The organism is Nocardia sp. JW2 (genome assembly GCF_051843015.1).
GTDB lineage: Bacteria > Actinomycetota > Actinomycetes > Mycobacteriales > Mycobacteriaceae > Nocardia > Nocardia coubleae.
On the sequence record NZ_JBPXLK010000007.1, the window covers coordinates 43393 to 58321 of the forward strand.

Below are 14929 nucleotides of genomic sequence, written 5' to 3' on the forward strand. Positions count from 1 at the left end.
CTGCGACGTTTGTGACGTGCCCGGCAGGGGTATCAGCGGATGGCTGCCGATGCGCCCTCACCGAGCATATGCCCCGTGGCATGTCGGCGTAGCTAGTGGCCCGAGACTATTCGCTCCTCGTGCAGTCCCGCCGACCAGAGTCGCGCGTAACTCCCGCCTCGGGCGAGCAGTTCCCGGTGGCTACCGAATTCGACGATACGTCCTTGCTCGACCACGCCGACGAGGTCGGCGCGGGCCGCGGTGGCCAGCCGGTGGGCGACCACGACGGTCGTGCGGCCCCGGGCCAGCGAACGGCTCGCTACCAGCACCGATGCCTCGGTCTCCGGGTCGAGGGTCGAGGTCGCCTCGTCGAGAAGCAGCAGGTCGGGGTCGACGAGGTCGGCGCGGGCGAGGGCGACGAGCTGACGTTGTCCGGCGGATAACCCGCGCCCTCTTTCACCGACCGGTTGGTTCATTTTTCGGGGTAATCCGGCGATCATTTCGGCCGCACCGACGTTGCTCGCCGCCTGTGCGATGTCCACCGATGTGGCGAATGGTTGTCCGAATGCAATGTTGCTGGCGACATCGCCGCTGAACAGGTGAGCTTCCTGGGGCACAATTCCCAGCCGCGAGCGGTACTCGGTGAGCACAAATTTACGTAAATCGACACCGTCGACCCGAATCTCACCCGCCGACGGCTCGCCGGGCAGATCGTAGAGCCGGGCGAGCAGTTTCACGATCGTCGATTTGCCTGCGCCGGTCGGCCCGACGAGCGCGAGGGTGCGCCCGGCCGGGAGGGTGAAGGACACGCCGTCCAGCGCCGGGAAGTTCGCTCCCGGATAGCGGAAGTGGACATCGTCGAAGACGACCTCACCGCGCAAACGGTCGATGTGCACCGCGTCGGGTGGGTCGGCCGCGATCGACGACTGGGTGCGCAGCAGGTCACCGATGCGGCGCAGCCCGACCCTGGCCTGCTGGTAGCCGTCGAACACCTGCGACAGTTCCTGGATCGGGCTGAACAACAGTCCGAGGTAGAGGACGAAGGCGACGAGCGTGCCGGTGGTGGTGCGGCCGTCGGCCACCGCGTTGGCGCCGAGATAGACGACGACGGCCAGGGCGAGGTCTGCCCAGGCCAGGCCGAAGGAGAAATAGCAGGCGATCGCGCGCTGGGCGCGGATGCGGGCCTCGCGGTAGCGGTGCGAGTACTCGGCGAAGCGGCGCGCGGCCACCGGTTCGTTGCGGGCGGCCTGCACGGCGCGCAGGCCCGCGATGTTCTCCTGGAAGTCGGCGTTCACGGCGGAGACCCGTTCGCGCGAGACGGTGTAGGCGGCGGTCGAGACGCGCCGGAACAGCAGGGTCGCGATGAGCATCGGCGGCACGGTGGCGAGCACGACCAGCGCGAGCCCCGCATCGATGACGACCAGGCCGACAGCCACGCCGATCAAGGTGATGACCGCGACCAGGCCGGTGGCGACACCGGTCTGCAGGAAGGTCGACAGCGCGTCGACATCGGTGGTCATCCGCGTCATGATCCGGCCGGACAGTTCGCGCTCGTAGAAGTCGAGGCCGAGCCGCTGCAACTGGGCGTAGCTGCGCACCCGGAGCCCGAACAGCACGCGTTCGCCGGTGCGTGCGGTGAGCACCGTGACGGCAGCGCCGACGATCAGGCTCGCCAGCACCAGTCCGATCCCGATCACCGCCGACACCGCGAGCGCCGAACTCTGCCCGCCGGTGACACCGGTGTCGATGGCGTAGCGGACCAGCGGCGGGAAGGCGATGCCGATCATGGCGTCGGCGATCAGCAGCAGTACCACCAGCCCGACCAGCTTGCGGACCGGTCGAAGCAGGGCGCGCAGACCGAAGTCGGGTTGGGGGGCGCGCGGGTCGCCGGGCAGGTCGGGTGTCTCGGTCGCCGGAGGGAGGGCGTTGACGGCGGCGCGCAGCTCGGGTGTTTCGCTGAGGTCGGCGGAGGCCGACGCCATGGAGCGCGGCCGGTCGCCGGTCGGTCGCTTGCCGAGGCGCACGGTGGCCGGGGCGGTCGCGTCGGCCGGGACGACCGAACCGGTCGGGGCAGGCAACCGGATCACCCGGTCGGCCTGGGCCAGGGTCGACTCGCGGTGGGCAAGGATCAGCGTGGTGCGCCCGCCCGGGTCGGGCAGCCGCCGGAAGATCTCCGCCTCGGTCACCGCATCGACGGCGGAGGTGGCGTCGTCGAGGACGAGCACGCGCGGCCGGGTGAGCAGCGCGCGGGCCAGCGCGATCCGCTGCCGTTGCCCACCCGAGAGGGTGAGGCCGCGTTCACCGATGACGGTGTCGTACCCGTCGGGCAGTTCGGCGATGAACTCGTCGGCGACGGCCGCGGTGGCGGCCGCCCGGATCTCGGCGTCGGTGGCCTCCGGGCGGCCGAGGGCGATATTGGCCGCGATGGTGTCGGAGAACAGGAACGGGTCGTCGAAGACCACGCCGAGCGCGCCACGCAGATCCTCGGCGCGCAGGTCGGCCAGGTCCACCCGGGTGCCGTCGGTGCCGACGAGGCTGATGGTGCCCGCGTCGGGCGCGTAGAAGCGGGGGAGCAGCAGTGACAGCGTCGACTTGCCGGACCCGGCCGGGCCGATGATCGCGACGGTCTCACCCGGCCGAATCGTGAGGTCGAGTTCCGAGAGCACCGGCTCGCCGGGGGTGAAACCGAAGCCGACACCCTGGAATTCGATGCCGAGCGGGCCGGGTGGCAGCTCGGTCGGCTTGTCGGGGTCGACGAGGACCGGCGCCGCGTCGATCACCTGGAACACCCGGTCGGCGGCGGATTTGGTGAGCTGACTCATGATGACCACCGAGGTGATCGTGCGCGCCGAGGACGTCATCGTGGCCAGGTAGGCGGTGAAGGCGAGGAAGGTGCCGATCCCGATCGCGCCGCGCGAGGCGAGCAATCCGCCGACGATGATGACGGCGACCAGCCCGGCCTGCGGCAGCGCCGACACGACCGGTGCGAAGCGGGCGTTGATCCGCGCGGCGCGCAGCCGTTCGGCGTAGAGGGCGCGGCCGTGGTCCTCGAGTTGGTCGACCATCCGGGCCTCCTGCCCGAAGCCCTTCACCACCCGCACCCCGGTGACCGTCTGCTCGACGTGTTCGGCCAGCTCGGCGGCCCGCTGCTGCGCCGACCAGGTCGCCGCGTACAGCCGGGGCCGCATCCGCAGCACAACCACCGCCATCACCGGCGCGACGAGCAGGGCGGCGAGTGCGAGCGGCGGACTGAGCCACACCATCACCACCGCCGAGGCGACGAACTGCAGTACCGCGAGGCCCGACCACGGCACCATCGCCAGCAAGCCCTGCACCAGTTGCAGGTCGGTGATGGAACGCGACACCACCTGCCCGGTGCGGATGGCGTCCTGGCCCGCTCCGTCGAGGCGCTGCAGCGCGGCGAGCAGTGAGACACGCAGGTCGTGTTGCACTTCCAGTGACAGTTGACCAGCCCACAACCGGCGGGCGAAGGTGACCGCGAATCGGCAGACCGCGAGGACCGCGAGCAGGGCGGCGGCACTGCCGATGACCGAGGTGTCGCCCGCTTCGGCGGCGTCGACGGCGCGCTTGGTGGCCAGCGGTGCCGCGATCGAGACGGCCGCGCCGGCCAGCACCGCCCCCGCGATGACGGCGAGCAGCCGCGGATGCCGCAGGCACAGGCGCCACAGCCTGCGGATCCAGCCGGGCCGGTCAGCGCGCCGCGTCAGCACAGCGGGCCGTGTCATCGCAACGGGCTCGGGCACTACAGGTCGCGGTTGCGCAGGTCCCACCACCCGGCGGCGCCCACGGCGATGGTCCACAGGAGCAGGACGACGAGCGCGGCCGGGGTCGGCGCGAACACCTCGGCCTCGTCGAAGGAACCGGCGCTGACCCCGGCCACGGTCGAGGACACCGGCAGCACGGCGGTGAGACCACCGGCCCCGAAACCCTTGGCCACCAACCAGATCAGCGGCTCGAGCACGAATGCCCAGCCGAGCACCAGCCACACCGCCGCACCGGTCGTGCGCAGCAACAACCCGATGCCCGCACCGAGCACCGCCCAGCACATCGCGACGAGCAACCCGGCGCCGAGCACTTCCAGCAGCGGCCAGCCGAACTCGAACTTGCCACGGCCCGCGGCGGCGAGCACGAGCATCGCGACCACCTCGGCGGCGACGGCGACCACCAGGGCGATACCTGCCACCGCGGCGTATTTCGCGATGACCAGCCGGTCGCGATCCGGGGCGAACAGGGCCGTGAGGGCCATGGTCTTGCGCTTGTACTCGCCACCGGTCACGCCGATGCCGAGCAGTGCCGCGGCCACGAACACCGCGACGAGCGCCAGGTACAGGCCGATGGTGGCCGCCCCCGTCACGGGTTGTCCGGTCGGGTCGTAGCGGCCCGACATCAGCGCCGTGATCAGCGTCGCGACCAGTGCCACCGTGATCGGGCCGACGAGCAGCAACCGATTGGGCCGCAGCGTGAACACCTTGCGCGTTTCGGCGTCGAGACCGGGAAGCAGATCCTCGGGCAGCACAGTGGTCATCGGGTGATCCCCTCCGAAGTCATGACCGAAATGGATTCGCGCGCCAGCCCCGGTCGGAGTCCGGAGGCCCGGACATTCCCGCACAGGCCGGAGCCGCAGGCGGCGAGCCGAGCCGGCGACAACGGGCGACGGCTTCGGCACGCGGGGCGCACCGGTCGATCTGTGGCCGACGGCGTCATCGGGACACCCCGAACGACGGCGGGGCCGGCGCGAAGGTGGTGTTCGACGGCGTGGGCAGGCGGTGCTGATGCCTGCGGGGTTTGGTCAGGGAGGCCAGGACCCGGTCGGGGTGGATGGGGTCGGCGACGATGCTGCCGATCCGCACCGAGGCCGCCTCGGCGATCGAACGGATTGTCGCCTCGTCGGCCTCGGCGACGGCCAGGCGTCCGTCCGGGCGCATCACCGCATCGGTGAAGCCCCGGGTCGCCAGGGCCGTGGCCAGGGCGATCGACGGGGAGGAGGCGACGACGAGCCGGTCGGGATGACCGCGCCGCAGCTTGGCGGGAGTGCCCTGCCAGACGACGGCGCCCTCGCTCAGCACCACCAGGTGGTCGGCCGCCGACACCACGTCGGCCAGGCTGGCCGCACTCACCAGCACCGTGCCGCCCCGCCCGACATGCCCGCGCAGCACCTCCTGCAACCAGCCGCGTTCCATGCCGTCGGCGTCGGCGAACAGGTCGTCCAGGACGAGCAGCGGGGGATCGGCGAGCAGCGCCGTGGCCAGCGCGAGGCGGGTCTGCTGACCCGGATTCAGCTGGGCCACAACGGTATCGGCGAGAGCGCCGAGACCCGTCGTCTCGAGCACCGCCTCGACCCGCCGACCGCCGACGCCCGCGACCGGGGCGTAGCACGACAGCTGATCGCGCACCGTGCGCGCCGGATGCAGACCGCGCGGATGCAGCACCGCGCCGACCGCGGCCGGTCCGTGCCCCACCGTCACCTCCACCCGGCCGGTGCTCGGCCGCTGCAGCCCGAGCACCATTCGCAGCAGGGTGGTCTTGCCCGCCCCGGTGGGCCCGACCAGCGCGGTCACCGCACCGGACGGCACCGCGAAGTCGATGCCGTCGACGGCGCTGACCTGGTCGAAGACTTTTCCGACGCCGCGCACCAGCACGGCGTCGCCCCCGGCTTTCCTCACTGCTTACGTGCCGGGTCGGTACCGATCGCGGGCAGCGGATCGGCGTCGATCACGTTGTGCAGCGGCGTCGGCCACAGCGCGGGCGCGGGCCCGAAAGCCTTGTGCGAGTTCTCGATCGTGGCCTTGCCGAGCGCCCGGTTACCCGCGCCACCGATGGCGGCACCGATACCGGCGGGCAGCACCTTGCCCGCCATCAGCGCGGCCCGCTTGGTGATGAAGCGCTTGATGAACTGCTGCAGCAGTTTGCTGTTGATCGCGCCCATGCCGGTCGCCTTGCCCGCCAGCGTGTTCGCCCAGTTCTTGGACTGGGTGCGCAGACCCTTCTGCACGATGGCGATGCCCGCGTCACCGAGGACGACCGCGAGCACCAGTGCGCGCCGGGCCTCCTGGTCATGGGGCTCGATGCCCTGGACGGCGGCCCGTGCCAGCGTGAACAGCGCCGAGGCCTCCATGAAGAACGCCGTCTCCGCCCCGACCGCGCCGAGGGCGGCCACCGTGCCGATGCCCGGCACGGCCGCGGTCGCGCCGACGGCGGCACCGCTGCCGGTCACCGCGAGCAGGTACTGCTTCTCCAGCCGTTCGGCGATCTGGGCCGGGCTCTCCCCGGGATGACGTTCCCGCAGGTACTGGACATAGCGCCGCACGGCAGGGGCCTGCAGCTTGGAACCGGTGTCGAGAACATCGACTACGGCCTTCTCGATCGCACTCTTGAACACGGCGTCGTCCTCCTCTTCGACCGACGAGTCGAACTGTAGGGCACCTGTGGTCCCGACAGCCCATCATGCCAACGACTACCGACACCCCGGTGGTTCCGCGATGTGGGCACGCTCTCCACTCCCACGACCGGTGCCCGGGTTCTACGCTGACCGGATGAGTGAAACGAACCCGACCCGACTGACGCGCGAGTTCACCGAAGCCGGTGCCGAGATCGCCACGATCACCATCGATCATCCGCCGCTCAACCTCTTCGACCGGCCCCTGATCGACGCGCTGATCGCCGATCTCGCCGCGCTCACCGCACAGCCGCCGCGCGCCGTGCTCATCCGCGCCGAGGGCAAAGTGGTTTCCGGCGGTGTCGACGTGCACGTCTTCGAGGGGCGAAGCGCCGAGCAGGGCGCGCAACTGTGGCGCGAGCTCTTCGACCGGATCATCCATCCGCTCGAGGCGCTGCCGTGCCCGGTGGTGTTCGCCGCGCACGGGCTCACCCTCACCGCCGCCTTCGAGATGTCGCTGGCCTGCGACATCATCCTGGCCGCGCCGAAGGCGAAGTTCGGGCTGGTGGAAACGGTGGTCGGCCTGACCCCGTCGATGGGTGGCCCGCAGCGGCTGGCCGAGCGGGCGGGGTCGGGCCGGGCCCGCGAGTTCGTGATGACCGGCGATCTCTACGACGCCGCGACCATGGCCGACTGGGGCGTGGTCAACGCCGTCCACGACGACGTCGACACCGCCGCCCGCGCGCTGGTCACCCGCCTCGCCGACGGACCGACCCGCGCGCACGCCGCGACCAAGCAGATCATCGAGGCATGGCGTTCCGGCGGTGTGGCACACGCGGATTCGGTGACGCCGGAGGTGTCGGGCGCCCTGTTCGAGACCGCCGACCTGCGCGGTGCCGTTCGCAGTTTCCTCGATGTCGGCCCAGGTAAGGCGACCTACAAGGGCGAGTGAACCCCGAGCGGCTGACAGAAATGTGATCCACGTCATATAGTCGGAGATGCATGCCGGGCGAGTACGTGGAGGTCTTGATGGGTCAGCCGGAACCGGACACGACCGCACGCTCGGAGGGTGGCGCGCCGGAGCGAGGACCCGGCCACGAGGCTCGGGTGCCGATCACGAGTGGCCCCGAGTTCCGGGCGTTCCGGTCGTCCCCGGTCGGCTCCGGTGTGCTGGGCTGCGGACAGCTGCGGCGCGGCCCCGACGGCGTGCTCCGCTACGGCGACCTGCACCCCGCGCTCACCGAACTGCTCGACCTGCGCGTGCACTCCTTCACGAATCGGGAGGCCGTGGTCGAGGTCGGCGGCCCACGCCTGACCTACCGCGAGTTGTGGCACAGCGCTTCCCGCATCGCGGGCGGCCTGCAGGGGCACGGCATCGGCTACGGCGACCGGGTCGCGGTGCACATGCCGACGGGCGCGCGCTGGGTGCAGGCGTTCCTCGGCGCACTGCTCTCCGGTGCGGTACCGGTCCTGATCCCCGACGGGCTCGGCGCCGACCTGACCGCCCGCGTGATCGCCGACAGCCGCGCCGACTTCGTGCTCGGCGCCGACGGGCCACTGCCCGACAGCACCGCCTACATCGATGACGGTGCGGCACTGGGAGATCCGGCCCTGCTCTGCTACACCGGCGCCGCCGCACGCGGTCCGGTGCCCGCCGGGGTCGAACTCACCAACGAGAACCTCTTGTCGGCGGTGTCGTCGATGGTCGGCGCGCTCGGCCTGCCCGCCGACGGCGTGCGCAATCTGGTGCTGCTGCCGCTGGCCCACGCCAGCGGATGCGTCGACCAGTTGCTGCCGACCTTCGCCGTCGGCGGAACCGTCGTCCTCGCACCGGGTGCCCGCAGCCTGGCCGACGTGCTGGTCAACGAGCGGATCGACACCGTCTCGGCCACCCCGCGCATCTTCGCCGACCTGCTGCCGGCCTTCGCCGAGCGACGCTCGGGCGCGGGTGTGCGGCGCGTGAGCAAGGCCTGTCACCGCTCCGAACGCGCCGCCGCCCCGGCCTCGGCCCCGCTGACCGCCGCCTTGCGCGCGCTGTTCCCCGAGGCGCGGCAGTGGTCGGTGTGGGGCGCCACCGAGACCAGCGGCATCGGCCTGCTCGTCGACGACACCGATCGCACCGAGGCGGCGCTCGGGTTCGCCTTCGGTGGAACGGAATTGGCGCTGTCGGGCCCGCAGGCTCGCCAGGGTCGCGGCGAACTGCTCTGTCGCGGACCGAATGTCAGCCGACGCTACTGGAACAACCCCGACGCGACCGTCGCCCGGTTCAGCGGAACCTGGTTCCACACGGGCGATTTCGTCCGCATCGACACCGACGGCCTGGTCTACGCCGAGCCGACCGGCTGACTCACACCAGCTTGGCGCGCAACGCCGCGCGCAGGTCGCCCGTGAGGCCGATCTCGGTCAGGTAGCCCTCGGTGTCGCCGTAGCGTTCGCGCACGGTGGCGTCGGCGGTGCGCAGGTACTCCTCGCGCACGCCGAGGATGTCGACCGACAGTGCCTCGCCGCCGCCGATCTTCGGTTCCAGCAGCACGCGCAGGGGTTCCACCGCCGCATTGCTGGCCAGGAAGTCGGTGTAGATGTCGTCCTCGTGCACGCCGACCGCGCGCAGCACGGTGGCCACCGCCCAGCCGGTGCGGTCCTTGCCCGCCGCGCAGTGCACGAGCACGGCGCCGTCGCCGTCGACGATCGAGCCGGCCAGCCGGGTGATGGCCGCGCCCGCCTCGGGCAGCAGTGGGAACTGCCGGTACACCTCGACCATGTGCGCGTACGCGCTGACGGTCGCCGCCTCGTGTGGCGGGGCCTCCTCCATCCGCGAGTCGAACGGGGTGACGTGCAGGCGCACGTCCTCGGGCAGGGTGTCGTGGCCGATGTGGTCGATCTCGACCGGGCCGCGCAGATCGTGCACATCGGTGACCCGCAGTTCGCCGAGTGTGGCGAGACCCTGGTCGTCGAGGCCGCTGAGCTGCGCCGAGCGCAGGAGCACGCCGGGGCGGACGGTGCCGCCGTCGACGGTGCGCAGCCCGCCCACATCGCGGAAATTGAAGGTGCCGCTGAGGGCGAACTGGTCGGCGCGAGGCGAGAGAGTCACCCGTCCAGGTTATCGGCGGTTCGACCCGGCGTTGACGGAGTCGGCCGATCGGTCACGAAGTGTGTGACGCGCGTTTCCCCGCGCGACACGTGTGGGCTCACCCACAGGAACGTGAGTGCGGCTACCACGACTTGTACCATCGACCAGTAAGCGATTACAGCGGGGGCAGCTATTCGAGGGCGAAAACAAAATCGAGCCGTATGGTCGGTTTTTATCAAGGTCGCATTCGGGTAACAAAACAATCTTTCAGTCTGAAAAGGATGGCTGAACCAGTTCGTGAATCCAGAAAACCTTCTAAGATCGTGCTTGCGGGATGTGGTTAACCTCGATGAGGACCCTTCCCGACCAGCTCGCATCGCCGCGGGCAGCGAAATTTGTTGCCGAGGAGTTGTCGTTGAGCGCCAGTCGTGAACTAACCGAAACATCCTTGCGACCCGTCGTTCGCCGGGCCGTGGAAGCAGCCGCCGCGAGTTCGGATACCGCCGGGCTGCGGGCACTGCGAATCTGCCTCCATGCGGGGCTCAGTGCGTATTGGCCGGTGGTGAAGGCCGCGCCGGCGAAAAGCATCAGGTCCTACGAGACCGCGCTGCGGACCCTGCGGGAGCGGTGGATCGAGCCCGGTGACAACGTGGGCGATCCGTCCGCGATCGTGATGTTCCGTGAGATGGACGCCGAGGCGACCGAGTTCCTCGAGTTGTGTGCCGAGCTCTCGGGTACCCAGTGGCTCGAGCCGGTCGACTCCATCGCCAGCTACCTCGTCTCCGTCTTCCACGGCGCGGTGCTGCGCTGGCTCGCCGACGGCAACGACGAGACCATCCTTGTCGTCACCGACGATCTCGTCGGCTGTCTCACCCTCAAGGCCGTCGAAGCCTGAGATTTACTGGACGAGTGACCAGATAGGTGGTTCAGTAGACGGGTGACCGAGACAACAGCGCTGCACCACCTGCACGACGCCACCGCTGACCTCGACCCGCCGCTGGCGGCACTCGACCTGTCCCGGCTCGACGCCAACGCCGCCGATCTGCGCCGCCGCGCGAACGGCGTCGCCATCCGGGTTGCGAGCAAATCGGTGCGCTGCCGAGCCGTGCTCGAGCGGGTCCTCGGCACCGACCTCACCGCGGCCGACGGCTTCGCGGGCATCATGGCCTACTCCCTGCGCGAAGCCATCTGGCTGGCCCGCCTCGGCGCCCGCGACATCCTGCTCGGCTATCCGACCCTCGACCGTGCCGCGCTGGCCGAACTGGCGGGCGCGCCGACGCTGCTGCGCTCGATCACCCTGATGGTCGACGACGTCGCCCAGCTCGACCTGGCCCGCGCCGCCCTCGGCACCGACACCGTCCACCCACGCGTCTGCCTCGACGTCGACGCCTCGCTGCGCATCGGCCCGCTGCACCTGGGCGTTCGCCGGTCCCCGATCCGCACCCCCGGCGAGGCCGCCGTCCTGGCGACGCAGGCGCGCGCCCGCGGCTTCGAGGTGGTCGGCGTGATGACCTACGAGGCGCAGATCGCGGGCCTACCCGACAACAATCCGGCCGTGCGTCTGGTCAAGCGACTCTCGGCCGCCGAGATCGCCCGCCGCCGCACCCAGGTGCTCGACGCGGTGCGCATGGTGACCGGGCCGCTCGAGATCGTCAACAGCGGCGGCACCGGCTCGATCGAGGTCTCGATCAGCGATCCCGATGTCACCGAGGTGACCGCCGGTTCCGGCCTCTACGTGCCGACTCTCTTCGACCACTACCGGTCCTTCACCCCTCGTCCGGCCCTGTTCTTCGCCACGCCGGTGCTGCGCAAACCCACCCCGAGCATCGCCACCGTCTTCGCGGGCGGCTACATCGCCTCCGGACCGACCGGCCCCAGCCGGGTACCGCTGCCGGTCTGGCCCGCGGGCCTGAAGCTGCTCGGCGCCGAGGGCGCGGGCGAGGTGCAGACCCCCCTCGCCGGTGGGTCCGAGCTCGAGATCGGCGACCGTGTCTGGTTCCGCCACGCCAAGGCGGGCGAGCTGTGCGAACGCTTCGCCGAGATCCACCTCGTCGACGATTCGGGAACCCGCACAACCGTTCCCACCTACCGCGGCGAAGGCCAGTGCTTCGGCTGATCAGCGCAGCAGTTCGGTGACCTCGTCGTCGGTGAGCTGGTGGAAGTCGTGGTAGGCGCCGCCGACGCCGCCCAGGTCGTCGGGGGTCCAGAGGCAGACCAGCTCGTCGCATTCGGGGCGGACCCGGTGGGCCGCCTCGGGGGCCGAGACGGGCATCGCCACGATCAAGCGGGCGGGTCGCTGTGCGCGGGCGACGCGGCAGGCGGCGGCCACGGTGGCGCCGGTGGCCATGCCGTCGTCGACGATCACCACCGTCCGGTCGGTCATGGAGACCGGTTCGCCGTCGCGGAGCAGGGTTCGCCTGCGGGCCAGTTCGGCGCGTTCCGCGCGCTCGACCTCCGCGAACGCCGCCTCGCTCACCCGGCCGCGTGCCACCACGTCTTCGTTGAGCACCAGCACGTCGTTCTCGCCGAGCGCACCCATCGCCAGCTCCGGATGCTGCGGCAGCCCCAGCTTGCGCACCAGCAGCACATCGAGTTCCCCGTCGATCGCGTCGGCGACGGCGGCCGCCACCGGCACACCGCCGCGCGGCAACCCGAGCACCAGCGGGTGCGTGCCACGCAGATGTTCCAGGGCCGTGCCGAGAGCGCGGCCCGCCGCAGCGCGATCCGGGTACACCATCGCTTCGAACGCTACTCCGCGGCGGCGTCGGCCGACACTGTGAAGCGGCGCAGCGACAGGCTCGGGTTGGCGGTGCGCACCCTGGCGAGGTGGGCCGGGTCGATCGACGCGGTGAGCACACCCGGCTCGTCGCCGAGTTCGGCGAGCACGGTGCCCGCCGGGTCGACGATCATCGACGCGCCCGCCCCGAGCGGCGCGCACTGATCGGCCGCCGCCACGTACACGGTGTTCTCGATGGCCCGCGCGCGCAGCAGCGTGGTCCACTGGTCGACCTTCGCCGGGCCGGGAATCCACTGCGCGGGCAGCAGCAGCACGTGCGCCCCCGCCGCCGCGACACGCCGACATCCCTCCGGAAAACGCAGATCGAAGCAGGTCTGCATGCCGAACATCACACTGTCGACGGTGAATGTGGCGGGCGCCACCAGCGGACCGGCCGCGACGACATCGGATTCCAGGTGCCCGAAAGCGTCGTAGAGATGCACTTTGCGGTAGAGCGCGAGCCGCGATCCGTCGGGTCCGTGCGCCACGAGGGTATTGCTGATCCGGTCCGCGTCCGGTGTCGGCAATTCGACGACACCGGCCACCAGATGCACCCCGAATTCAGCGGCGAGCGCGGCGAGTCCGGTGGTGAACGGGCCGTCGAGCGGCTCGGCGGCGGCCACCACCCGCTCGTCGAGACGGGTCACCGCAAACATCGAGTATTCGGGTGCGACCACGACGCGCGCACCCGATTCGGCAGCGGTTCGCACGTGTTCGCGCAAGGCGGCCAGGTTGGCCGACGTGTCGGTCTGCGGGGCGAATTGGACGACCGCGATCGGCACCGTCGTCGCGGCGTGTTCCTGATGCGATGACCCGTTGTGCAGCTGCATAGGTCACACCGTATTCACCCGGTGGCCCGATCAGCTACCGCCAGGCAGTAAACTCGTGGTCAATGAACACAAATGAGGTCGACAGCGTTCCTGCCGACGACGACAGGCACGACAACGGCCCGACCTTCGCCGATCTCGGGATCGATGACCGTGTCCTCGCGGCCATCGCCGACGTGGGCTACGAGTCGCCGTCGCCGATCCAGGCGGCCACGATTCCCCCACTGCTCTCCGGCGCTGACGTCGTCGGCCTGGCCCAGACGGGCACCGGCAAAACCGCCGCATTCGCGATCCCGATCCTGATGAATCTGGACACCGCGCAGAAGAAGCCGAGCGCCTTGGTGCTCGCGCCGACCCGCGAACTCGCGATCCAGGTCGCCGAGGCGTTCGGCAAGTACTCCTCGCACATCCCCGGTCTCCACGTGCTGCCGATCTACGGCGGCCAGAGCTACGGCGTGCAGCTGTCGGGTCTGCGCCGCGGCGCGCATGTGGTCGTCGGTACGCCCGGCCGCGTCATCGACCACCTGGAGAAGGGCACGCTCGATCTCACCGAGCTGCGCTACCTGGTGCTCGACGAGGCCGACGAGATGCTCAAGATGGGCTTCCAGGAAGACGTCGAGCGCATCCTGCGCGACACCCCGCGCGACAAGCAGGTCGCCCTGTTCTCGGCCACCATGCCGGGCGCGATCCGCAAGATCTCCAAGCAGTACCTCAACGACCCGGTCGAGATCACGGTCAAGTCCAAGACCACGACCAACACCAACATCACCCAGCGCTATGTGCAGGTGTCGCACCAGCGCAAGCTCGACGCGCTCACCCGTGTCCTCGAGGTCGAGGACTTCGAGGCGATGATCATCTTCGTGCGCACCAAGCAGGCCACCGAGGAGCTGGCCGAGAAGCTGCGCTCGCGTGGTTTCTCCGCCGCCGCGATCAACGGTGACATCGCGCAGAACCAGCGTGAACGCACCATCGGTCAGCTGAAGTCGGGTGCGCTCGACATCCTCGTCGCCACCGATGTGGCCGCGCGTGGTCTCGACGTGGACCGCATTTCGCATGTCGTGAACTACGACATCCCGCACGACACCGAGTCGTATGTGCACCGCATCGGCCGCACCGGTCGCGCCGGCCGCTCGGGTCAGGCGCTGCTGTTCGTCGCGCCGCGTGAACGTCATCTGCTCAAGGCGATCGAGCGCGCCACCCGGCATCCGCTCACCGAGATGCAGCTGCCGAGCGTCGACGACGTGAACGCGACCCGCGCCGCGAAGTTCGGTGACTCCATCACCGAGAACCTTGCCTCGGACAAGATCGAGTTGTTCCGCAAGCTGATCGAGGACTACGAGGCCGAGCACAACACCCCGCTGGTCGATATCGCCGCCGCGCTGGCGGTCGGTGGGTACGACGGGGACAACTTCTTCATGGCGCCCGAGCCGGAGCCCGCGCCGCGTCGCGAACGCGACCGGGACCGTGATCGCGAGCGTGCACCGCGCCAGTTCGACGACGAGGACCGTGGACCGCGTCCGCCGTCGTTCTCCCGTGAGAGCGGTGCGGAGCTGGCGACCTACCGGATCAGCGTCGGCAAGCGGCACCGCGTGGTGCCCGGTGCGATCGTCGGCGCCATCGCCAACGAGGGTGGGCTGCGGCGCAGCGACTTCGGGCACATCAGCATCCGGCCCGACTACAGCCTCGTCGAGCTGCCCGCGAACCTGCCGAACGAAACGCTGGAAGCGTTGCGGCGCACCAGGATCAGCGGTGTGCTCATCCAGCTGCAGCCGGATCAGGGCCCGCCGTCGCAGCGGCTCAATTCCCGTGGTCCCCGGCGTGACCGTGAGGCTCGTCCGCGTACCGAACGGCGTAAGCCGCGCACGTAGCGCACCACCGCA

The 14929-nt window shown here is 70.3% G+C and carries 12 protein-coding genes; 5 read left to right on the forward strand and 7 right to left on the reverse strand.

Going from position 1 to position 14929, the window contains the following annotated elements; genetic code table 11:
- Positions 1-92: 92 nt before the first annotated feature.
- From ACSVDM_RS12495 to ACSVDM_RS12510, 4 genes are all read right to left on the reverse strand, one after another.
- Positions 93-3725, reverse strand: a complete 3633-nt coding sequence (locus tag ACSVDM_RS12495) for an ABC transporter ATP-binding protein (RefSeq protein WP_439264870.1) — start codon at positions 3723-3725, stop codon at positions 93-95.
- 17 nt (positions 3726-3742) lie between these two features.
- A complete protein-coding gene (locus ACSVDM_RS12500) occupies positions 3743-4525 on the reverse strand; it encodes an ABC transporter permease (RefSeq protein ID WP_439264872.1) in 783 nt (260 codons plus the stop codon).
- A 175-nt stretch (positions 4526-4700) separates the two neighbouring features.
- Entirely contained in the window at positions 4701-5663 is a 963-nt protein-coding gene (locus ACSVDM_RS12505) for an ATP-binding cassette domain-containing protein (RefSeq protein WP_439264873.1), read from the reverse strand.
- Entirely contained in the window at positions 5660-6379 is a 720-nt protein-coding gene (locus tag ACSVDM_RS12510; protein ID WP_439264875.1) for a hypothetical protein, read from the reverse strand. Before ACSVDM_RS12510 ends, ACSVDM_RS12505 begins: the two co-directional genes overlap by 4 nt.
- 154 nt (positions 6380-6533) lie before the next feature.
- Here ACSVDM_RS12510 and ACSVDM_RS12515 point away from each other — a divergent pair, with 154 nt between their 5' ends.
- Positions 6534-7328: an enoyl-CoA hydratase/isomerase family protein gene (locus ACSVDM_RS12515; RefSeq protein WP_067637613.1), complete on the forward strand. Its 795-nt coding sequence runs from the start codon at positions 6534-6536 to the stop codon at positions 7326-7328.
- 155 nt (positions 7329-7483) lie between these two features.
- Positions 7484-8722: a class I adenylate-forming enzyme family protein gene (locus ACSVDM_RS12520; RefSeq protein WP_439264877.1), complete on the forward strand. Its 1239-nt coding sequence runs from the start codon at positions 7484-7486 to the stop codon at positions 8720-8722.
- A 1-nt stretch (position 8723) separates the two neighbouring features.
- On the opposite strand, the gene ACSVDM_RS12525 is transcribed toward ACSVDM_RS12520, so the two are convergent.
- Positions 8724-9467, reverse strand: a complete 744-nt coding sequence (locus ACSVDM_RS12525) for a tyrosine-protein phosphatase (RefSeq protein WP_439264878.1) — start codon at positions 9465-9467, stop codon at positions 8724-8726.
- Positions 9468-9861: 394 nt separating this feature from the next.
- Between ACSVDM_RS12525 and ACSVDM_RS12530 the strand changes: the two genes are divergently transcribed.
- Both ACSVDM_RS12530 and ACSVDM_RS12535 read left to right on the forward strand, forming a co-directional pair.
- A complete protein-coding gene (locus ACSVDM_RS12530) occupies positions 9862-10341 on the forward strand; it encodes a TetR family transcriptional regulator (RefSeq protein ID WP_225278834.1) in 480 nt (159 codons plus the stop codon).
- Between the two features lie 42 nt (positions 10342-10383).
- A complete protein-coding gene (locus ACSVDM_RS12535) occupies positions 10384-11562 on the forward strand; it encodes an amino acid deaminase/aldolase (RefSeq protein ID WP_439264880.1) in 1179 nt (392 codons plus the stop codon).
- On the opposite strand, the gene ACSVDM_RS12540 is transcribed toward ACSVDM_RS12535, so the two are convergent.
- Both ACSVDM_RS12540 and ACSVDM_RS12545 read right to left on the reverse strand, forming a co-directional pair.
- Complete coding sequence (locus ACSVDM_RS12540; RefSeq protein WP_067491297.1) at positions 11563-12183, reverse strand: phosphoribosyltransferase; 621 nt, start codon at positions 12181-12183, stop codon at positions 11563-11565. It lies immediately after the preceding gene.
- A gap of 11 nt (positions 12184-12194) precedes the next feature.
- Entirely contained in the window at positions 12195-13052 is an 858-nt protein-coding gene (locus tag ACSVDM_RS12545) for a carbon-nitrogen hydrolase family protein (protein WP_439264882.1), read from the reverse strand.
- Between the two features lie 62 nt (positions 13053-13114).
- Between ACSVDM_RS12545 and ACSVDM_RS12550 the strand changes: the two genes are divergently transcribed.
- Positions 13115-14917: a DEAD/DEAH box helicase gene (locus tag ACSVDM_RS12550; protein WP_067491302.1), complete on the forward strand. Its 1803-nt coding sequence runs from the start codon at positions 13115-13117 to the stop codon at positions 14915-14917.
- The last annotated feature ends 12 nt before the right edge of the window (positions 14918-14929 follow it).